Source organism: Candidatus Cloacimonadota bacterium (assembly GCA_012516855.1).
In the GTDB taxonomy this organism is placed as follows: domain Bacteria; phylum Cloacimonadota; class Cloacimonadia; order Cloacimonadales; family Cloacimonadaceae; genus Syntrophosphaera.
This window is the reverse complement of sequence record JAAYWB010000020.1, coordinates 1-20161: the sequence shown is the minus strand read 5'-3', so window position 1 is coordinate 20161 and position 20161 is coordinate 1. Positions and strand designations below refer to the sequence as shown.

Annotated in this window: 15 protein-coding genes; 10 read left to right on the top strand and 5 right to left on the bottom strand. The window is 56.6% G+C overall.

Annotated features, from left to right (window positions below; all coding sequences use genetic code 11):
- The first annotated feature begins 306 nt into the window (after positions 1-306).
- Positions 307-2508: a T9SS type A sorting domain-containing protein gene (locus GX466_01950; GenBank protein NLH92972.1), complete on the top strand. Its 2202-nt coding sequence runs from the start codon at positions 307-309 to the stop codon at positions 2506-2508.
- Positions 2509-2617: 109 nt separating this feature from the next.
- Complete coding sequence (locus GX466_01945) at positions 2618-4576, top strand: DUF3520 domain-containing protein (GenBank protein NLH92971.1); 1959 nt, start codon at positions 2618-2620, stop codon at positions 4574-4576.
- 119 nt (positions 4577-4695) lie between these two features.
- Here the strand turns inward: GX466_01945 and GX466_01940 are convergent, their stop codons facing one another.
- From GX466_01940 to gcvH, 4 genes are read right to left on the bottom strand one after another with little or no spacing between them, the layout of a single operon-like run.
- Positions 4696-5340 carry a uracil-DNA glycosylase gene (locus tag GX466_01940; protein ID NLH92970.1) on the bottom strand — a complete coding sequence of 215 codons (645 nt, stop codon included), beginning with the start codon at positions 5338-5340 and terminating at the stop codon, positions 4696-4698.
- 9 nt (positions 5341-5349) lie between these two features.
- On the bottom strand, positions 5350-5706 hold the full coding sequence (locus GX466_01935; GenBank protein NLH92969.1) for a hypothetical protein: 357 nt from the start codon (positions 5704-5706) through the stop codon (positions 5350-5352).
- Entirely contained in the window at positions 5696-6328 is a 633-nt protein-coding gene (gene gmk, locus GX466_01930) for a guanylate kinase (protein NLH92968.1), read from the bottom strand. Before gmk ends, GX466_01935 begins: the two co-directional genes overlap by 11 nt.
- Before the next feature lie 13 nt (positions 6329-6341).
- Positions 6342-6722 (bottom strand): glycine cleavage system protein GcvH, encoded by a 381-nt coding sequence (gene gcvH / locus GX466_01925; GenBank protein NLH92967.1) that lies wholly within the window; start codon positions 6720-6722, stop codon positions 6342-6344.
- A gap of 209 nt (positions 6723-6931) precedes the next feature.
- Here gcvH and GX466_01920 point away from each other — a divergent pair, with 209 nt between their 5' ends.
- Together GX466_01920 and GX466_01915 are read left to right on the top strand one after the other, a co-directional pair.
- Positions 6932-7789 carry a pyridoxamine kinase gene (locus tag GX466_01920; GenBank protein NLH92966.1) on the top strand — a complete coding sequence of 286 codons (858 nt, stop codon included), beginning with the start codon at positions 6932-6934 and terminating at the stop codon, positions 7787-7789.
- Between the two features lie 2 nt (positions 7790-7791).
- Positions 7792-8121, top strand: a complete 330-nt coding sequence (locus GX466_01915; protein NLH92965.1) for a DMT family protein — start codon at positions 7792-7794, stop codon at positions 8119-8121.
- Positions 8122-8128: 7 nt separating this feature from the next.
- On the opposite strand, the gene GX466_01910 is transcribed toward GX466_01915, so the two are convergent.
- On the bottom strand, positions 8129-9217 hold the full coding sequence (locus tag GX466_01910) for an iron-containing alcohol dehydrogenase (GenBank protein ID NLH92964.1): 1089 nt from the start codon (positions 9215-9217) through the stop codon (positions 8129-8131).
- A 264-nt stretch (positions 9218-9481) separates the two neighbouring features.
- Between GX466_01910 and GX466_01905 the strand changes: the two genes are divergently transcribed.
- The 6 genes from GX466_01905 to GX466_01880 all read left to right on the top strand — a co-directional run bounded on the left by GX466_01905 (position 9482) and on the right by GX466_01880 (position 19860).
- Positions 9482-10426 carry a radical SAM protein gene (locus GX466_01905; GenBank protein ID NLH92963.1) on the top strand — a complete coding sequence of 315 codons (945 nt, stop codon included), beginning with the start codon at positions 9482-9484 and terminating at the stop codon, positions 10424-10426.
- Between the two features lie 800 nt (positions 10427-11226).
- Positions 11227-12879: a hypothetical protein gene (locus tag GX466_01900; GenBank protein ID NLH92962.1), complete on the top strand. Its 1653-nt coding sequence runs from the start codon at positions 11227-11229 to the stop codon at positions 12877-12879.
- Positions 12880-13062: 183 nt separating this feature from the next.
- The gene (locus GX466_01895) at positions 13063-14721 is read left to right on the top strand and encodes a T9SS type A sorting domain-containing protein (GenBank protein NLH92961.1); all 1659 of its coding nucleotides are present in this window, start codon (positions 13063-13065) and stop codon (positions 14719-14721) included.
- 335 nt (positions 14722-15056) lie between these two features.
- A complete protein-coding gene (locus GX466_01890) occupies positions 15057-16598 on the top strand; it encodes a hypothetical protein (GenBank protein NLH92960.1) in 1542 nt (513 codons plus the stop codon).
- A complete protein-coding gene (locus tag GX466_01885) occupies positions 16595-17857 on the top strand; it encodes a hypothetical protein (GenBank protein NLH92959.1) in 1263 nt (420 codons plus the stop codon). Before GX466_01890 ends, GX466_01885 begins: the two co-directional genes overlap by 4 nt.
- A 2-nt stretch (positions 17858-17859) precedes the next feature.
- Positions 17860-19860, top strand: a complete 2001-nt coding sequence (locus tag GX466_01880) for a hypothetical protein (GenBank protein ID NLH92958.1) — start codon at positions 17860-17862, stop codon at positions 19858-19860.
- Positions 19861-20161 lie beyond the last annotated feature (301 nt).

The window sequence follows — 20161 nt, the reverse complement described above, 5'->3', positions numbered from 1 at the left end:
CTGGCCGACGGGAAACCCGGTTGATCGAGCCCATAGGGCGGAATAACGATAGCGAGGGAGCGCAAGCCCTCGCACACTGGATTCAGGGTCAAGCCAAGAATGACGTGGTTTTTGTTTTTTGGGGGGTAGTATGTTGCCAAGGGCAATAACAGGGATGACCGGGGGGTCCGTGAAAATAATCCACAGCGCCAGCCGTAACGGAGGCGATTTCCCCTTGACATATTTTCCAAGCACCGCAAAGTTGTCACGCATGCCTTGGAGCGGATCGCTTTTTGTCTTTACCATAAAAGCAAAGACGAGGAAAAAATGACTCGATCAACCATCATCCTCTGCGCGGTCCTGCTGCTTGGCACTGTGGCGCTTACAGCCCAGGGCGGGGAGTGGGAATACTTCAGTTACGGCGGTCAGATCCGCTCTTTTGCCCACCACGCCGATGACGTGTGGATTGGCACTACAACCGGATTGGTGCGATACGACACCATCACCCAGCTAAAACAGTTTATCAACAAATCCAACTCCCCTCTCAGTAACAACCTGATCCTTTCTGTGGCGGTGTCTCCCTCCGGAATCCTCTGGATCGGCACCAGCAAAGGCCTCTACCGGGTGGAGGGTGAAAACTGGCAGTATTTCGACAGCCAGAACAGCGGCTTGCCCACCAACGCTGCGCGCGAGATATTTTGCCTGTCTGACACCGAGTTGTGGCTGCTGATGGGTAATAACGGCGGAAATGACTACGCCTGCCACTATGTGGGGGGAACCTTTGTGCCCTACTCCGCGGGCAGCGACCCCATCTGGGGCCAGGTGATCAGGGGCATGGCGCTGGACCAGCAGGGTGTTCCCTGGCTGGGCTGGTACAACACAAGCAATGGCACTTTCGGCATCTCGCACTTTGCCGATTCTTCCTGGATCAGCCAGTCCATGTCAGATCTGGGCCTGCCCAACCAGGACATCTTCGGCCTTGCCCACGACGGCAGCCGTCTCTGGCTGGGAACCGGCACAGGCCAACTGTTCAGCATCGACTCCGGAGGCGCGCAAATCCATGATCTCACCCAGCCTCCCTACAATATGCACGTTGTCACCGACATGGCGGTGGACAGCCAAAACAGGCTGCTGGCCGCCTTCCGTGCCTGGGATGGAAAAGGATACCTGCTAAGAAGGCAGGGGGACGGCTGGGAATTGCTGGACCCCAACCAAGTGCCTCATCTGAGTTCGACCCGGGCAATCATGGAAGACGCCACGGGCAGGATTTGGCTGGGAACCGGCGGCGGGGTGGCCATCCATGACGGAACCTCCTGGAGCGCTTTCGACTGCTCGAACTCACCTCTGCCCACCAATAACTTGGGTTGCCTGACGATCGACCACCAAGGCGACCTTTGGATGAGCTTGCACGATTTTCAGGGAGGCACATCCGCCCTGGCGAAAAAAAGCGGGGATAACTGGACTTTCATGTACAGCACGGAATACTCCTACCTCCGCAATCCTCATGAGCTGGCCTTCAGCCCGGATGGAACCATGTGGTTTAGGGACAACTACTTCGGAGGTATCGTCAGTTTTGACGGAACCAATTGGACACGATACCACCTCATTTTCCAAAACCTGCCCGAAGGTACGCTCAACCTCCTCAGACTCGACGGCAACGGCATACCCTGGATTACCATCTCCAGTCAGGACTACCAGACCCGCGTTTACCGGCTGGAGCAGGGAGCCTGGACAGAAAAGGCAGTGCTTCTGCCTGGTGTGTTAGACATGGCCTTTGACGGAGTGAACAATGCCTGGCTGGCAACCACTGGCGGCTTGGTTTATCTGGGAGACAGCACCGAAATCTATAACACCCAGAACTCCGGCCTGACGAACAATCAAGTCCAATGCTTGGCCATAGGAGCGGACAGGAAACTCTGGATAGGCACCTCATCCGGCCTTTGCAGCTATCTGAACGGCGTTTGGGAAGCTTGGGACATCTCGCACGGAAACCATCCCTTCCGCTGTTTTTTGGATCTGGTCGCCGCTCCGGACGGACGCGTTTGGGGAGCCACCCAAAACACCGGCCTGGTCTGTTTCGACGGCACTGAATTCAGTGCATTTATGGAGAATAATTCGCCCCTGACATACAATAGGATCAAAGAGCTCGAGCTGGATCCACAGGGCAACCTGTGGATGGACAGCCTTGGACAAGGCATCATCCGCTTCCATCCCTCCACCACATCAGCAAATGACCCCGCGCAGGTGCCGCCGCAACTGCCCTGCCTCAGCAACTTCCCCAACCCCTTCAATCCCTCCACCACCATCAGGTTCACCCTGCCCGAAAGCGGCCCTACCAGCCTGGGCATCTACAACCTCCGGGGTCAGCTTGTGCGTGAACTCTGCTCCTCCAACCTGAAGGACGGTGAACACAGCTATGTTTGGGATGGCCGGGACAGCCGGGGCAACGAAGTTTCCAGCGGCGTCTATTTCGCCCGCCTGAAAACAGGGACGAACAGCCGCAGCCACAAGCTGCTGCTGATGAAATGACAGAAATCCAGCCCCTTCCCGGGCTGGCCTCAAGATAATTGTTGACAGGGATTCCGACCTCAGTAAGTATTGGTTTTGGAACCAAATTCTGAATTCCCAAGGAGGAGAGATGACCAAGAAACTTTTGCTCCTGCTGGTGGTCGCGGTGCTGCTCAGCTTCAGCCTGGCCAAGAGCCAGGAGACCGGAACCATCAGGGGAAGGGTTAGCAGCCACGATGGCAAGCCCCTTGCCAATGTGAAGATCGAATGCTATCTGGACTATCAGCGGGTGGCGGTGGTGAGTTCGGATTCGCAAGGCAAATTCGTTGCCCGCGGCCTCATCCCCGGCAAATACCTTGTCAATGCTTCGCTGGAAGGCTATGAGCTCTGGAAAGGTGATAATATCCACGTCAAGACGGGCCGCACAGCCATCCTGAACATCAGCCTCAAACCGGGGATCCTGGTGCCCGAAACGGTGGTGGAGCCGGAGATAGTGGAGCTGCAATCAGGCGTGACCAAAGTGGGCGAAATCCATACCCGCGGCGGACGGACCGGCGAGGTCCACATGTCCTTAATGGATATGGGTGACGGCAGCTACAGCTTGGCCCCGCTACCCGGCCAGTATCCCCCGGACTGGAACACAGAGAATTACGCCTCCATCACCCCAAACATATTCCACAGCCCGCTAGCGGACCCACTCTCCACCTTCTCCATCGACGTGGATACAGCCACCTACAGCAATGTGCGCCGCCAGCTCAACCAGGGCCGGCTGCCCACCCCTAACACCGTCAGGACGGAGGAGATCCTGAACTATTTCAACTACGACTATCCCCAGCCCCAGGGCGAAACGCCTTTCTCCATCTACACTGAAATGGGCATCTGTCCCTGGAACCAGAAGCGCAACCTGGTGCACATCGGCCTCCAGGGCAAAAAGATCGACATGAGCAAAGCCCCGGCCAATAACCTTGTCTTCCTGCTGGATGTTTCCGGCTCCATGGACCACCCAAACAAGCTTCCGCTGGTTAAAAAATCCATGGAACTGCTTTTGGAAAACCTGCGGCCCCAAGACAGGGTCGCCATCGTGGTCTATGCCGGAGCGGCAGGTTTGGTACTGCCATCCACTTCCGGAGAGGAAAAGGCCAAAATCTCCGCCGCAATGAACAACCTTGAGGCCGGCGGCTCCACTGCCGGCGGAGCGGGCATCAAGCTTGCCTACAAGACCGCCGTGGAAAACCTCATCCCCGGAGGAAACAACCGCATCATCCTCTGCACCGACGGCGATTTCAACATCGGCGTCTCCTCCAACGCCGATATGACCAAACTCATTGAAGAGAACCGCAACAAGGGCGTTTTCCTCACCGTGCTCGGCTTCGGCATGGGCAATTACAAAGACGACCGCCTCGAGCTTCTGGCCGACAAGGGCAACGGCAACTACGCCTACATCGATGACATCATGGAAGCCAAAAAGGTGTTGGTGAACGAACTTGGCGCCACCCTCTACACCATCGCCAAGGACGTGAAGATCCAGGTGGAATTCAACCCCGCCCACGTGAAATATTACCGCCTTATCGGCTATGAGAACCGTCTGCTGCACGATGAGGACTTCAAGGATGACACAAAGGACGCCGGAGAACTGGGCGCCGGACATTCCGTGACGGCCATCTATGAGATCGTGCCCGCCAATTCCAAGGAAGAGATACCCGTCCCCGACTCCCTCAAATACCAAACCACCACCATCACCGAGGAATCGCGCAACTCGCCCGAGGTCATGACCGTGAAACTGCGCTACAAACTGCCCGACGGCGATACCTCCATCCCCCTGGAAACCCCAGTTTACAACAAAACCCTGGGCCTGAAAGACGTTTCCCACACTTTTGGCTTCTCAGCCGCCGCGGTGGGATATGCCATGATGCTGCAAAACAGCGAACACAAGGCCGCCCTGACCTGGGATATGGTGCGCGCCCTCGCAACTGAGAACCTCGGCGCCGACACAGACGGCTACAGGAAGGAATTCCTCACCCTCATCGACAAAGCCCAAACCCTCATGGAAAAATCCCAAAAGATCATGGAAGAGAACAGACCCGACTGACCTTCCACTCCTATAACACGCCTTTGGCGTGAACCGGCGAGGCCGATCAGGTCTCGCCTTTTTTGTGTCTTTATCTGGAACTGGTTGTGGGAAAGGGGGTGACCGGAATCAGGCGGTTCTCAATCCAGGGAGCGGTAGTGGTCGCGGAATTTCTGCAAATCGGCCCAGGCGGGGCGTTTCCAGTGTGTATTGCGCAGCAGAGCGGCTGGGTGGTAGGTCACGTAGCTGGGGATGCCCTGGAAAGTATGCACGAAGCCGCGGAGCTTTTCCAGGGTGAGATTGCTGTTCAGGAGGGTTTGAGCGGCCACGCGGCCCAGCATGAGGATGATGCGCGGCTGGATGGTTTCTATCTGCTCAAGCAGCAAAGGCATGCAGGCGGCGCGTTCCGCCGGCCCGGGATCGCGGTTGTTGGGAGGGCGGCACTTGAGGATGTTGCAGATATAGACGTCCTCCCGCTTCAGTTCGATGGCCCGGAGCATGTCGCTCAACAGTTTGCCGGCATCTCCAACAAAGGGGCGGCCGGTGCGGTCTTCCTCGGCTCCGGGTGCTTCGCCGATCAGCATGGCGCGGGCGCGGGGGTTGCCCTCTCCGTAAACAAAATGGTTCCTGGTGGCGCCCAGAGGGCAGTTCTGACAGTTGGAGTGGAGCTGGCGCAGGCTTTCCAGGTCGGGCCCGTCCTCACCGGCAGCAGGGGCGGGGCGGTAGATTTCCGTCACTCCAAGGTTGCGCAGCAGTTCAAGGTGTTGCAGCAGGGCGCGGGACATCGGGACGGCTTATTCTTCTTCGTCGTCTTCGTCGTCGGAATAGCGGTCGAGGTTGTCGTGCATCAGTTCTTCGATGTGTTTCTCGGAATCGTCGAAGGTCTCTTCGCCCATGTCGGCTTCATCATCGGCGAAAGGCGATGCCATTTTGGCCATCATTTCGTTCGCCTCCTCGATCTCGGCAAAGTAATCTGGCACTTCGTTCGATGACACGTGTTCCATAGCCAGCACTGATATCTTTTTGGAAAACTTCTGGCGCACGAACACGGGAAGCTGGGTTAGCCTCTGCGCTTCCAGTTTGGAGAGCAGGCAGAAAAGGTAGTTGAGGTCTGTTTTCTCCAGAAAGGATTCGATGTTTTTATCGATCATGTTTTTCTCCTTGTTCAAGGAAGCCGGCGATCGGCTCCCGGTAGCGGCTGACGCTGTTTTCCTCGGCCCTAATGATGGCGATGACGTCGGCCACGGCATCGGACAGCCGGTCGTTCACCACCAGATAGTCGTAAGCAGGGATGAATTCCAGCTCCTGGCGGGCGATGGTCAGGCGTTTGGCGATTTCCCTGGGCGAATCTGTGGAGCGCTCTGTGAGGCGCTGGCGCAAAATCTCCATCGAGGGCGGCACGATGAAGATCTTCACGTAGGGAATCGTGGTGGCGCTGATCTGGGCGGCGCCCTGGACGTCGATGTCCAGGATCACGTGGCGTCCCGCGGCCAGCCGACTTTGGATGAAGCTGACGGAGGTGCCGTACCAGTTTCCGAAGACGCTGGCACTCTCCAGAAAATCCCCTTCCTCCTGGCGGGCCAGAAAGCTTTGCTCATCCACAAAGTGGTAGTGCTCGCCATCCTTTTCCTGGCCCCGGGGAGGCCTGGTAGTGTAGGAAACGGAGTAGTCGATGCCCGGATGGGCTTTCAGCACTTCTCTCAGGATGGAGCTCTTGCCTCCTCCGGAAGGGGCGGAGAGGATGATGAGGAAATTCTTGTTTTTGGTGATCACGGCCTGGCCGGGGTCAGCCCTCAATGAGTCTTTTATATTCTATGGGAGTGAGCAGATTGGCCAGTTCTTCTTCGTTGTTCATGCGCACCCGGTAGAGCCAGCCTTCTTCATAGGGAGATTGGTTGATGATTTCGGGGTTGTCCTCGGCTTCCTGGTTTTTGTTTTCCAAAACTCCGCTCACCGGGCTGATGAGGTCCTCGGCGGATTTCACGGCTTCGATGGTGCCGCAGGGCTCTCCGGCGGAAACCTTTGCCCCGGCGTCGGGCAGTTCCAAAAAGACGATATCCCCCAGTTCATGCTGGGCAAAATCTGTGATGCCAATGGTGGCGATGCCGTCTTTGACGCTCACCCATTCGTGGCTCTCGGTGTAGTATAGTTCATCGGGTACAAGCATTGTATCCTCCTGTATTTGTGCTTTGAAAGCTGTTCCACGCCAAATCCCAGTATGGCGTTTTTGTGTCAAGCACAAGTTTGCCCGCTCGGGCTGCCATTAATTTACTGATCAGGGCTTGGGCGAATCCCATTTTTTCCGGCGGGGATTTTCCGCTTGACCAAAATTGTCGCCGCCGCCTGAATGGCGCAACTCCCTGTCCGAGGATAGATATGACTACAAACACAGCCAGCAAGAGGATCCTGGCGGTCCACGACCTTTCCAGCTTCGGCCACACTTCGCTGATGGCCTTCATCCCCATCATGTACCGGCTGGGGATCAGGGTTTGCGCCCTGCCCACGGCCATCCTTTCCGCCAATACGGATTTCCCAAACCCGCTCTGGATCGACTTCAGCGGCCAAATTGAGCCCTTCTCGGATCACTGGGAGGCGCTGGAACTGCGTTTCGGCGCCATCAGCACCGGTTTCCTGGCTTCGGCCGAACAGGCGGAACTGGTGGGCAAAGCCATCGACCGGCTGAAGCAGCCCGGAACCCTGGTGGCTGTGGATCCCGTGATGGGCGACCAGGGCAGCCTTTACTCCTGTTTCGGCCCTCCCCTCGTGGATGCCATGCGCCGCCTGGTGGCAAAAGCGGAACTCATCACCCCGAATTTCACCGAAGCCGCGCTGCTGGCCGGGGCCGACCCCACTCCACGGGCAGAGCCGGATGAGGTGAGGCGCTGGTGCCAGGCCATTGCCGCTTCTGGGCCGGAACAAATCGTGGTGACCTCCGTTCCCACCGCCGACCCCAGTCAACTTGAAGTGCTGCATTACAACGCTCCCGAGGACAGCCTCAGCCGCCTTCCCTTCGCCGTGAGCCCAGGCCACAAACCTGGGGCGGGCGACTGCTTTGCCGCGCTGCTCCTGGCCGGACTGGTGAACGGGCATTCCCTGCCTACTTCTCTCAAGGCAACGGTGAGGATCATGAGCCGCGCCATCCTGGAAGAGCTTCCCCCCGGCGCCGACTGGAGGGAGGGCATTGCCATGGAAAACATGATACAGTGGGACCTTCAGGCTTATTATAGGGAGTAAAAGTGAAAACCATCATCCTCCTCACCATTTCCAATATCTTCATGACTTTCGCCTGGTATGGCCACCTCAAATACAAGAACACCCCGCTCTTCACTGTGATCCTCATCTCCTGGGGTATAGCTTTCTTCGAGTATTGCTTCCAAGTGCCGGCCAACCGCATCGGGCACGGGGTCTTCAACGCCTACCAGCTGAAAACTATCCAGGAGGTCATCACCCTGCTGGTTTTCAGCGTCTTTTCCGTGCTTTACCTCAAGGAGGAATTCCGTTGGAACTATCTGGTGGGCTTCCTGTTCCTCATTGGGGCGGTGTTTTTCATTTTCAAGAAGTGGTGAGCCGCCGTCACTTCAGGCCGCGGTAGATATCCCTGATCTGTTCTGCGCTTACCTCGATGGGGTTGTTCGCCATGTTGCGGCTGGCCAAAACCTCGCCCACGCTCTTTTTTATGAAGGCGTCGTCCAGCTCCAGTTTCCTGCCGAAAGGAAGTTTCCCCAGCCAGGCCTCGAAATCTTTTCGGCTACCGCCCAAAGCCCTGAAGAGGGCGTTCAGTTCCGCTTCCAGGGCGGGATAATAGAGCTCCAGAACCTGGCGCATAACCATGGCGTTGCTCTGTCCGTGGGGCAGGCCAAACGCTGTGGTGAGCGGATAACCAAGCGAATGCTGCAGGGTGGTGCTGGTCTGGGCGATGACGATGCCTCCGTAGAGCGAGGCCCTCATCAGTTCCGTTCTTCCGGGCAGGCCGTCCGGATTGTCCAGAACGGCTTGCAGATTGTCCCTGATGGCTTTGGCGCCGCTGTGGATGAGGGGGTAAAGCAGGGGGTCGCGCTTGTTTGAATAAATGCCTTCCAGCAGGTGGGAAAGTGCGTCCAGGGCGGTGTTGAGGGTAACGGCCGGGTTCAGGCTTAGCGTGTGGCGCGGATCGCAAACCGCCAGCCGGGGAAAGGCCAGATCGTGCCCAAAGCCAGCTTTGATGCCGCTGAGGGGGTCGGTGAGCACGGAATACTGCGTCACCTCCGTCCCGGTTCCGGAAGTGGTGGGAATGGCCACCAGGGGCAGGGCTGCCCTGAATTTGCCTGTCTGGTAGATTTCGTCGCGCCCCAGGGAATTCGCCGCCGCCAGAGAAATGGCTTTCGCCGCGTCGATGGGGCTGCCGCCGCCGATGCTTATCAGAAAGTCGCAGCCGCTTTCCCGCAGCAGCCTGGCCCCCGCCAGAACGGTATCCAGGCTGGGGTTTTCCTCCACCTGGTCAAAAAGTTCCCAAGCCAGACCGGCCCTGTCCAATACCAGGCTGAGCTCGTCCAAAGCGCCGCTGAGTCTGGCGCTGGAACGCCCCGTGACAACTAGGGGTCGGCTACCCAGGCTCAAAAGCTGGTCCGCCGCTTTCAGCAGGGCGCCCTCGCCGAAAAAGATTCGTGTGGGAAGATGGATCATAATGTGTACCTCGCTGTGGCGTTTCTAAGCTTTCGCGCCTTTGCTGTCAAGGTAATTCTGGCAGCAATCCCAAAAAAGGCTCTCTTTCCAAATCAGGCGGGTGATCCGGCTACTCTAGCCCGGAGGGCGACAGAAATCAAAACGCGTGGTTCTGTCGCCCTTCGGTCTTACTTACCATCCGTATTGAAACAGGGCCTGAAAAACATATTGCCGGCATTGGTCTGGATTTTGCTCAATATATTTGACAACTGAGGGAGGTTACAAATGACAACATTTCCCCGGGCAGGTTCTGAAGGAACGCTGATCTATCCGGTGTTTCTGGGTATGCGCGGCTGTCCGGGCAGATGTGTGTACTGCGACCAGGACAAGCTTGCCGGTAGCGGGGATTTCGACCCGGAGCAAGCGATGGAGGGGGTGCGTAAGTTTGTGGAGCGCCATCGGGGCCGGGCCAAGCAGGTGGCCTTTTACGGAGGCACTTTCACCGCCTGGGAAGAGCATTTTAGAGAAGGGCTGCTGCGCGCGGTGATGGCGGTTTGTGACGTCTCCACCAGTTTCCGGATTTCCACCCATCCCCTTTATGTGAGCGACGAAATCCTGGCCCACTGCAAGCGGTGGAATATCCGCACCATCGAACTGGGGGTGCAGGATTTTAACGATGTCGTGCTGGCTGCTTCCGGCCGGGGCTACAGCGGCAGGGAGGCCCTGGAAGCCGCGCTCAGGGTGAAAAACCAGAATTTTGAACTGGGCGTGCAACTGATGCCCGGCCTGCCGGGATGGACGGAAGCCAGCCTGTCAGAGAACCGGAAAGCCCTCGAAGAACTGAGGCCCCACCTCCTGCGGCTCTATCCTCTCATCGTGATCCGCGGCACCGCTTTGGAAAAGCTTTACAATTCCGGCGCTTACCTTCCCCTCAGCCTGGAAGAGGCCGTCAGCCAGTGCGCGGATTACCATCCCGTGGCCGAGTCAGCCGGGATTCGCATCATCAAAGAGGGGATTCCCTCGAACATCGACCCGGCCGAAATTGCCGGAGGACCCTGGCATCCCGCCTTCGGCGAACTGGTGAAGGCGGAACTGGTGGCCAGGAAAGTGCTGGCTATCGACCCGCAGGAGCAGGCGGTTAATATCAGCCGCGACGAAATCCGACTTCTCAAAGCCCACGGCGGGGCAGCCCTGAAAAAAATCCAGGATTGGTTTGAAACGCGCTCCTGAACTGGCTTTGGGAACCCGCCGCGACAAGACGCGAATAATTCTTTTTGGCATATCCCAAAAAACGCTTATACTGTCTATACCCTACAGACCCTACATAGAATGCCCTCCGAAACGTGGGAACACCGCCCGGTGATTCCCACGTTTTTCTTTGTGCCAGATTGATCACGGCGCCGGCTTGCCCGGCAAAGTGTATCCCTAACGAGAACCCTGCCAATAACATGCCTGCCCGCCCCAATGTCCAGTCAGCTACACCCTTAGCGCCCTATTACATCCCTCTCCCTTGCCTCCCGCACAATGCCCGCACTTGATACGAGTATTGGGCGGGTGGCGCTTCCGGAACACAGGAAAGGGCCTTAACGGCCAGACCACACGCTGGCGTCGAGCGAGGAACAAGCATCGACGTCAGCAATGAATGACTCTTCCATTACTTCCTATCATCCATGCTCACAACGTCCGCTGTACGCCAGGCTCCAAGGAAAAAGGCGCTTCGGTGACCGCCGCTACTTATGCAATCTGCGTGAGTCCTCCATTTTCCCTATCACACTCACATACCATTCACTTCCCATTGACTTTCCAACGGCCCAATGGGAACTTAAGAGGAAGTGGTAAAGAGGCGGATGCGAAAGGGCAAATGGAGTAACAAACGGCATAAGGATTCTGAGATATATGGGCGCTTGTTTGCCTTTACCCATCACTATTACCCGAGTTTGGTTCAATGGGATAAGGTTATTGTGCTTGACACGTTTTATCATACTGCGTTAATGTGTCCCCGCATAAAAATAAGGTCTTCGGGAGGAAAAATGAAGACGATTCAAAACTTGTTTTTGGCTCTTGTGCTGCTCTGCGGAGCGGCGGTTTTAAGTGCGCAGACGCCCGATTGGAGTTGGGCGGTTGGCGCGGGAGGAACTGACATGGATAGTGGCTTATCCATAGCCACCGACAGCCAGGGCAACCAGTATGTCACCGGTGGTTTTGCAGACACCGCCACTTTCGGAAGCCATACACTGACGGCAAGTGGAGGCAACGATATCTTCGTCGCCAAGCTGGACCCATCTGGCAACTGGATCTGGGCTGTAAAAGCGGGAGGAATAGGATATGATAGGGGAAATAATATCACCCTGGATGGCACAGGTAACGCCTACGTGACCGGGTATTTTGCAGACACAGCCACTTTCGGAAGCCATACACTGACGGCAGGCGGAAGTACTTATAATACCAATATCTTTGTCGCCAAGCTGGACCCCGATGGCAACTGGCTCCAGGCTGTCCAAGCGGAAGGGGCATCCAGTGGATCTGGAACGGACATAGTCCTGGATATCGCGGGCAATGCTTACGTGACCGGTACTTTTTATGGCACAGCCACTTTTGGCAGTCACACACTGACAGCAGATGGCTCTGGGTATGGCGATATCTTTGTCGCCAAGCTGAATGCCTCCGGCAACTGGCTCTGGGCTGTCAAAGCAGGAGGGACAGGAGGTGACGAGGGACGTGGCATCGCCCTGGATGGAGCGGATAACACCTATGTGACCGGGCGTTTTAGAGGCACAGCCACTTTCGGAAACTATACCTTTACGGCAACCGGACTTGATGATTTATTCGTTGCCAAGCTTAATCCCTCTGGCAACTGGATCTGGGCTGTCCGTGCAGGAGCGTCAGACGACGAACATGTAATGGGAAATGGAATCGCCGTGGATGGAGCGGGTAATGCCTATGTGACTGGGAAGTTTGGAGGTACAACCACTTTCGGCAGCCATACACTGACAGCAGACGGTCTAAATATCTTTGCAACCAAACTGGACCCCTCTGGCAACTGGATCTGGGCTGTCAAAGCGGGAGGGACAGGATGGGACCTGGGAAATGGCATCGCCGTGGATGGAGCAGGAAACGCCTGGGTGACCGGATGTTTTGAAGGCATAGCCACTTTCGGAAGCCATATCCTTACAGCAAGCGGTGGCGAATGGGATACAGATGTATTTGCCGCCAAGCTGGACCCCTCCGGCAACTGGATTTGGGCTGTCAAGGCGGGAGGGACAGAATGGGACCGGGGAAATGGCATCGCTGTGGATGGAGCGGGAAACACCTATTTGACAGGAGAGTTTCAAGACACAGCCACTTTCGGAAGCCATACCCTGACATCAAACGGATTCTATGATATCTTTGTCGTCAGGATCGGCGCTACTACGAGTGCAGGAATCCCCATAGCTCCGGAAAACCTGAGCATTAGCACAAACGGCACGGATATCCTGCTGGATTGGGATGACGTTACAGTAGATACAGCAGGTAATCAGGTGAGTGTGGACCACTATCTGGTCTATTATTGCTCCACCGGTCCTGAAGGACCCTTCACGATATTTGGTGAGGATAGCTCAATCACACAACCGCAGTGGACACATAGCGGCGCGGCCTCGCTTTCGCCTGGCTTTTACTACGTTACGGCGGTAGTTGCTGACTGAGAGGACACGTATAGATAACCTGTGAGCGACCAGCCGGTATCGTCAGGCTGAAGCAAGATAGTCCTCCTTGCTCATCACTGTTTCCCGGGTTTAGTTCAAAGGAAAAGGTTCTTGTGCTTGATACATTTTGCAATACCACGTCAATGTGTCCCCCTTAATAAAAAAAGGTCTTCGGGAGGAAAAATGAAGACGGTTCCAAGCTTTTTTTTATATTTTGTCCTGCTCTGTGGAGCGACTGTTTTGACAGCACAGGCACCACAATGGCTGTGGGCGGTTGGCGCGGGAGGGACAGGCGGGGATGCAGGCGAATCCATAGAAATTGACAGCCAGGGCAACCAGTATGTTACCGGGTATTTTTCTGACACCGTCACTTTCGGCAGTCAGACCCTGTCGTCAAATGGAGACTTAGATATCTTTGTCGCCAAGCTGGACCCCTCCGGCAACTGGCTCTGGGCAGCCCAAGCTGGAGGAACAGACCGTGACTGTGGTTTTGACATCTCTCTGGATAGCGCGGGTAATGCCTATGTGGTCGGGTATTTTAAATACGCAGCCACTTTCGGCAGCCATACACTGACGGCCAATGGCTATTGGAGCAGCGATATCTTTGTTGCCAAGCTAGATCCAAACGGCAACTGGATCTGGGCGGTTAATGCGGGAGGAACAGAATATGACGTGGGTTTTGGCATCGCTCTGGATGGTGCGGGAAACGCATGGGTGACCGGATATTTTGGAGGCACAGCGACTTTTGGAAACGTTACACTGACGACAAACGGATACTATGATATCTTCGTCGCCAAGCTTGACTCTTCAGGCAACTGGCTCTGGGCGGTCAAAGCCGGAGGAACAGAAAGTGACGAGGGAACTAACATCATTGTGGATGGCATGGGTAACGCCTGGGTGACCGGGATGTTTAAAGAAACCACCACTTTCGGCAGCCATACCCTGACAGCAAGTGGACAATTTGACAGTTTCGTCGCCAAGCTTGACTCTTCAGGCAACTGGCTCTGGGCGGTCAAAGCCGGAGGAACAGAAAGTGACGAGGGAAATGGCATTGCCGTGGATGGTGTGGGAAACGCATATGTGACCGGGTATTTTGGAGACACAACCACTTTTGGTAGTCAGACACTAACCTCAAGCGGAAGCGACGATATCTTTGTTGCCAAGCTTGACTCTTCCGGCAACTGGATCTGGGCGGTCCAGGCTGGAGGAATAAGCATTGACAGAGGATATGATATAGTCGTGGATGGCGAGGGTAACGCTTGGGTGACCGGGCATTTTTATGGTACCGCCACTTTTGGCAGCCATACCCTGACTGCAAGTGGAGGGGCATATGACGGAGATATGTTCGCCGCTAAGCTGGACCCCTCCGGCAACTGGATCTGGGCTGCCCAAGCTGGAGGGATAAGCAATCAAGGGGGGAATGGCATTGTCGTCGATGGCGCTGGAAACACATACGTGACCGGGTATTTTGGAGGGACAACCAATTTCGGCAGCCAGACAGTAACCTCAAGCGGAGGTAACGATATCTTTGTCGCCAAGTTGGGAAACGTCACATCGATAGAAGATGTTCTGGCGCCGGAAGCAGTAGCCAGACTGCATGACGCCTGGCCCAATCCCCTGAACAGGGGCGCCTGCGCGCTGATCAAGGCGGACATTACTGAGCGGTCGAAAGGCATCCTGAGCATCTTTAACCTGCGCGGGCAAAGCGTAGCCCGCTATGAACTCGGCCCCGGTACGCACCAGATATCCTTAAGCGGTGAAAAGCTTCCCGCGGGGGTCTATCTTTACAGCCTGCAATGCGGGGCATTCAGGGAAACCAAGAAACTGGTGTTGCTGAAATAGTGTGGGGGTGTCCACAAGTTACGCGAATTTGGGAAGAGAGAAAAGGAGAAATAGTTGGCGGAGAGGCTGGCGTCGAGCGAGGAACAAGCATCGACGTCAGCAATGAATGACTCTTCCATTACTTCCTATCATCCATGCTCACAACGTCCGCTGGACGCCAGGCTACAGACTGAAAGGCGGAACCAGCCTCGATATCTTTGCCTGCATAGGCCGGTTTGAAAGATAATTCACCCCAGGCGAGGAAAAAGCTTGACAACAGATCAGGATGCAGAGAAGAGTATCTTCGAAGCAAATAATACAAATCTGCCCGCCAAGGCGGAAAGGATGGTGAACCGATGAAAAAAGTACTGATTCTTTTCTTGGGCGCGATGCTACTTCTGGGCGCCTGTGACATCAATATGAAACCGCGGTTGCCTGGTTGGGACGTGGACCTGACGCTTCCGCTGCTTAACGAGCGTTTCCTGGTTTCCGAGCTGGTGGACAGCGTAAACGTTGTGGTGGGGACCAATGACATCCTCACCATCACCACGACTGGAGAGGCCTCCACCCCGGAATTCGGCATGGTTACCTTCAACCCGAACAGCTCCGAGGATAATCTGAACCTCCAATCCGGAGTCAACCCTGAAATAGCCCTTTCCCTCGCCGACCCCACCGGAGCGGTGGCCATTTCCTATGGTCATATGGCAAGCGGCAGGCTGGAATTCTTCATTGACCTCATCGACCCGGCGCAAACCACGGTTTTGGTCACCCTGCCGGATGTTACCATGCCGGATGGGACACCCATGATCATCTCGAGCAATGACAACCCGAACTGGCGCTCCGTGGACCTTAGCGGCTACAGACTGGGGGTGCAGAATTCCGGCACCGTGGTGGAATACCTGCGCATCAACATGCAGGTGCAATCCAACCAACCACACATGACGCCCGTCGGAACCTGCGGCTACCGCCTGAACAGCAATATCAGCAGCGACTATTTTGAGGGCTACCTCTACAATTACGAGCGCGCTGTGGACGGGACCTATGCCACCATCGACATCGATTATCCTGAGGATTTCGACCAGGCGGTGGGACTCCAGGAAGCGATAATCTATCTGCACCTCAACAACGAGTTCGGCTTTTCCGCCACTTTCCACGGCCAGGTCCACTCAGTAAACGAAAAAACCGGCGAGGAGCGCTGGGTGAACGTTTTGGATGACAACGGGCAACCCTTTGAGGTTGAAGCCGCCACCCAGGAAGGTCCTTCCATCACAGAACTGAGCTTCACCAACGGCATCAGCGAGGTGATGCAGATCATGCCCAACCGGGTGGAACTGGTGAACGGATACCTGCTTATCAACGGCGGCTCCGGCGGGGTGCCCGGTTTCGTGAGCTCAACCAACCGCCTGCATTGCACTTACCAGGTTGATATGCCCTGCCACTTCATCGTGCACGAACACGTTTTCACGATGCAGCGGCCGTCTGAAGTAACGGTTTCCGCCGAAACTCAGAACCAAATTCAGAACCGGTTGCTTGACGCAGCCCTGACCCTGGAAGTGGTGAACCGCATCCCCCTGGGCGCCACCGCCACCCTCTATGTGGGCAACACCGAACAGATCGATCCCACCGACCCCGGCAGCTACTGCTTTTCCAAACAGCTTACCTTGCAACCATCCGGATATGTGGGCCCGGATGTGGATGCCAATGGAGCGCAGATCATCCAGCTAACCCTTAACGAAACCGAGCTTCAGGTTTTCGGCAATCCCCGGGTTTACGTGCTGGCCTCGATGAGCCTGCAAGAAAGCCTGGTTCCGGTGACCATCTACGCTTCACCGGCGGATTACATCCAAATCAGGGGAATGCTCACCGCGAAGGTTAAGGTTTCTGGGGACCTGCCGTGAAACGAATACCTCTGCTCGCGGCCCTGATCGCGCTTTGCGCCTTGTTGCCGGCCACCACCTTCACCTCCAGGTCACTGCTATTTTCCGACAGCTATATGCTCCGGGCGCGGGGCTGCGACGCCAACTACTGGAACCCAGCCCTGCTCAGCAAGGAAGTCGGCGATATCTGGCTTTCCGGGCTGAACACGGGCATCTTTATCGGAAACAATTCCTTCGACCTGGACCTCTACAACTTCGTCACCCGCGAGGAATACCTTGAAGACGAGGACAAACAGCGGATCCTGGACGCCATCGACGAAAGGGTCGCCAGCGGCGTGGGCGGGCAGGTTTCCCTCTTCGGTTTCACGATGGGCAACGTGGCGCTCAGCAGCTCCGTGCGTGTGGGCGCCAAAGCCGCGTTCGACAAAAAGTATCTGGAATTGCTGCTCTACGGCAACGGCGACGGCAGCCAGGTCTTCGAATTCACACGGGATGACAATCACGTGGAGGCGCTCAGCTATCTGGACCTGACCGTGGGGATGGGCGACATCCGGATTCCCTTGCCCGAAAACATTCCGGATATCGACTTTGGCTTTGCCGTGAGCGCCCTGGCCGGAATCGGAAACACCACCACCACACACTTTGAAGGCCTCCTCTCCTCCAATCTGGACGGACTCACCATCCACCAGGACCTCACCCAACTGGCCGGCGCCGGAGGCTATGGCGCCAAGGGGCTGATCGGTCTCCACTGCGAGCCGGTGAAAAACCTCAGCGTGGGTTTGACCCTGGACAACATCCCCGGCTTCATCAGATGGGGACTGGTAAGGGAGGAATTCAACCTTCATTTCGCGGCGGACAGCCTCTACGCGCTGGACCTGCTGGATGAAGAAGCCGAAGCCCATTACACCTCCTCTTTCGAACAGACGAAGGCCGATCCTTTCAACACCGTTTTCCCCATGGAAATGCGCCTTGCCGCAATGTACAAAACCAAGCAGGTCTCCCTTTCCGCAGACTACATCCAGGGTTTTGGCGATTCCCCAGAGATCAGCCGCCAGGGCCGCATCGCCCTTGGCGCGGAACTGCGCCCCATACCCGTCCTGTCCTTCTTCCTGGGTTACGGTTCACCCAATGATTCATACCCCTGGCGCACTTCCTTTGGCATCGGGCTGAACTTCAAAGGCTTGGAGTTCGGCTTCGGAATCCAGTCCATCGAACATTTTTATCCGGGATATTCCTCCAAGGGGCTGGCGTTTGGAACCTATGTCAACATAAGGACCTGAACCTGACCTACGCCGTCATCATCCTGGTGGCCTTGTTGCTGGCGGGCTACTACTACTGGCGCACCCGGCCCGAGCTGGAGCGCGGCCAGCGCTGGCTGCTCTTTCTGCTCCGCTTCGTGAGCCTGTCCGTGCTGCTGCTGTTGCTGTTGAGCCCTATCCTCTATTACATCCGTTCACTCAAAGAGAAACAGCAAATCCTGGTGCTCACCGACACCTCCGCCAGCATGGACCTCAGCGGCCCGGCTTCCGGCGCCAAAAAGAACTGGCTGAAGGGCCCAGGCAAAGAGCTGGCAGATAAATTCGCCGCTGCCGGCTACGAGCTGCACCATTACGATTTCGCTACCGGGCTGGAACTAGACAAAGACAACACCCTGCTGGCTCCGGCACTGGCGGAACTGGCCAAAAAGCACGATTTCAGCCGGGTGAAAGGAGTGGTGCTGCTCTCGGATGGATGGCTGCGCGACGCTTCTCTGCAGCAGGTAAAGCAGCTCGGATGCCCTTTTTACGCCATCACGGACACCACGACAGCCAAGAAAGCCGATTTGAGCGTAGTTCGCGCCATCACCAACCGCCAGGCTTACCGCAACGAGCCCACCCTCATCCGGGCCGAGGTTAATTCCGCCAACTACAACGGCCCCGCCACCGTGAAGCTCTGGCAGGGGAATTCTCTGCTCGGCAGCCAAAGCGTGCAATTGAAAAGCGGGGTTACCGCTAACGTTGATTTCACCCACCGCTTCCCCAAAACCGGCTTTTTCCCCTTCCGGGTGGAGGTCTCCGCCCCCGGCCTGGGCGAACGCTCACAAAACAACAACAACTGGCCCGGCGCCATCGAGGTGCTAAACGACAAACAGCGCGTGGTGGTGCTCTCCGACAGCCCCGCCTGGGACAACAAGTTTACCCTGGACGCCATCAGCGCCAATCCCCGCTGGGAAGCCTCGCATTACCGGATTCGGGACGGCCAGGCCTATTCCGGTGAAGCCGCCGCCGGAAGCCTGCCCGTGGAAAACCTCGCCGCGCTGGTCCTGATCAACCAAGGCGGCCTCCAACTGACTGGAAACCTGCTCAGTTACGTGACTTCCGCCCACAAACGCGGCGTGGGCATCCTCTGGCAGGGCCTGCCTCTGCCTGAACTGGCCTCGGTTCTGCCCCTGCAGAGATCCAACATCACCGCTTCCTACCAGGGGTTTCTCTCCCCCACCCCCGCCTCCGCCAAATACCCCATGCTCAGTTTCGACGCCGCGGAACTGAAAAATGTTCCACCCCTTGACTATTACTATGTGACGGCTTCCCGCGGAGCGGAGGTGCTGGGCAGCATAGACAACGCCCAAAACTCCCCCGCCATCGCCGTCGGGACCACAGGCAACGGCAAAACACTGGCCCTGGCCTTCCTCAACCTCTGGAAATGGCAGCTCCAGAGCGCGGGCGGCGGCTACCAGAAATTGCTGACCAACTCCATCACCTGGCTGGCAAACACCTCGCCCAGCGGCTACGAGGCCATCTATAACGGCAGCTATTTCCTGGGGGAGGAAATCAACTTGCGTCTCCGTGCCCAGGACGACATCCGCGCCCTACGCCTCGACCTAAATCCCCAGCTTACCATCACCGACGCCTCCGGCAAGGAGGTCTTCCGCGATTACCTAACCCAAAGCGAAGGTGAGTATTCCGCCCGCTTCAGCCTGGACAAAGCCGGCGCCTACAGCTTCCAGATCGCGGACAAAGTGAGTGGGGAAAAGAGCGGCGGGCGCTTCAATATAGCTGATTCCTCCATCGAATCCCGCGATTTCGATTTCAACCTGCCCCTGCTCTCGTGGCTGAGTTCGGATACAGGTGGAAAACTTTTCAGCCCAGGCTCCCTGAAAGAGTTTCAGCCCCTGCCGGCCCAAACCAAAACCATCGAACAGCGCGCCGACATTCCTCTCTACCGCAAATGGTGGGTGCTGGCCATCTTCATACTCTCCTTCTGCCTGGAACTCTTCTTCCGCCGCAGATGGGGACTGCTCTGACCCGTTAATTTACCGCGACAAAATGACGGCTCCCTTTCAAACCGGGAGGGCGAGCCGGTTGATCGAGTCAGTAGGGTGACATAAGGATAGCGAGGGAACGTGAGCCCCTCGTACACTGGATTCCGGATCAATATCACCTCGCAAGCTCTGTGACGTCCGGGATGACGTGTCCTCGGAGCCTGGCGTCCAGCGAACGCAGAGAGCATGGACGACGGGAGGTATTGTAATAATCATTCATTGCTGCCGTCGATGCTCATTCCTCGCTCGACGCCAGCCCACCACGTAATTTCAGGCTTGACCC

What these genes read in the sequence shown, in the direction of transcription:
- GX466_01950 (NLH92972.1), top strand. Translation starts at nt 307, where the DNA reads ATGACTCGATCAACCATCATCCTCTGCGCGGTCCTGCTGCTTGGCACT.
- GX466_01935 (NLH92969.1), bottom strand. Translation starts at nt 5,706, where the DNA reads ATGATCGATAAAAACATCGAATCCTTTCTGGAGAAAACAGACCTCAAC.
- GX466_01905 (NLH92963.1), top strand. Translation starts at nt 9,482, where the DNA reads ATGACAACATTTCCCCGGGCAGGTTCTGAAGGAACGCTGATCTATCCG.
- GX466_01940 (NLH92970.1), bottom strand. Translation starts at nt 5,340, where the DNA reads ATGTCCCGCGCCCTGCTGCAACACCTTGAACTGCTGCGCAACCTTGGA.
- GX466_01890 (NLH92960.1), top strand. Translation starts at nt 15,057, where the DNA reads ATGAAAAAAGTACTGATTCTTTTCTTGGGCGCGATGCTACTTCTGGGC.
- GX466_01920 (NLH92966.1), top strand. Translation starts at nt 6,932, where the DNA reads ATGACTACAAACACAGCCAGCAAGAGGATCCTGGCGGTCCACGACCTT.
- GX466_01900 (NLH92962.1), top strand. Translation starts at nt 11,227, where the DNA reads ATGAAGACGATTCAAAACTTGTTTTTGGCTCTTGTGCTGCTCTGCGGA.
- gcvH (NLH92967.1), bottom strand. Translation starts at nt 6,722, where the DNA reads ATGCTTGTACCCGATGAACTATACTACACCGAGAGCCACGAATGGGTG.
- GX466_01910 (NLH92964.1), bottom strand. Translation starts at nt 9,217, where the DNA reads ATGATCCATCTTCCCACACGAATCTTTTTCGGCGAGGGCGCCCTGCTG.
- GX466_01895 (NLH92961.1), top strand. Translation starts at nt 13,063, where the DNA reads ATGAAGACGGTTCCAAGCTTTTTTTTATATTTTGTCCTGCTCTGTGGA.
- GX466_01945 (NLH92971.1), top strand. Translation starts at nt 2,618, where the DNA reads ATGACCAAGAAACTTTTGCTCCTGCTGGTGGTCGCGGTGCTGCTCAGC.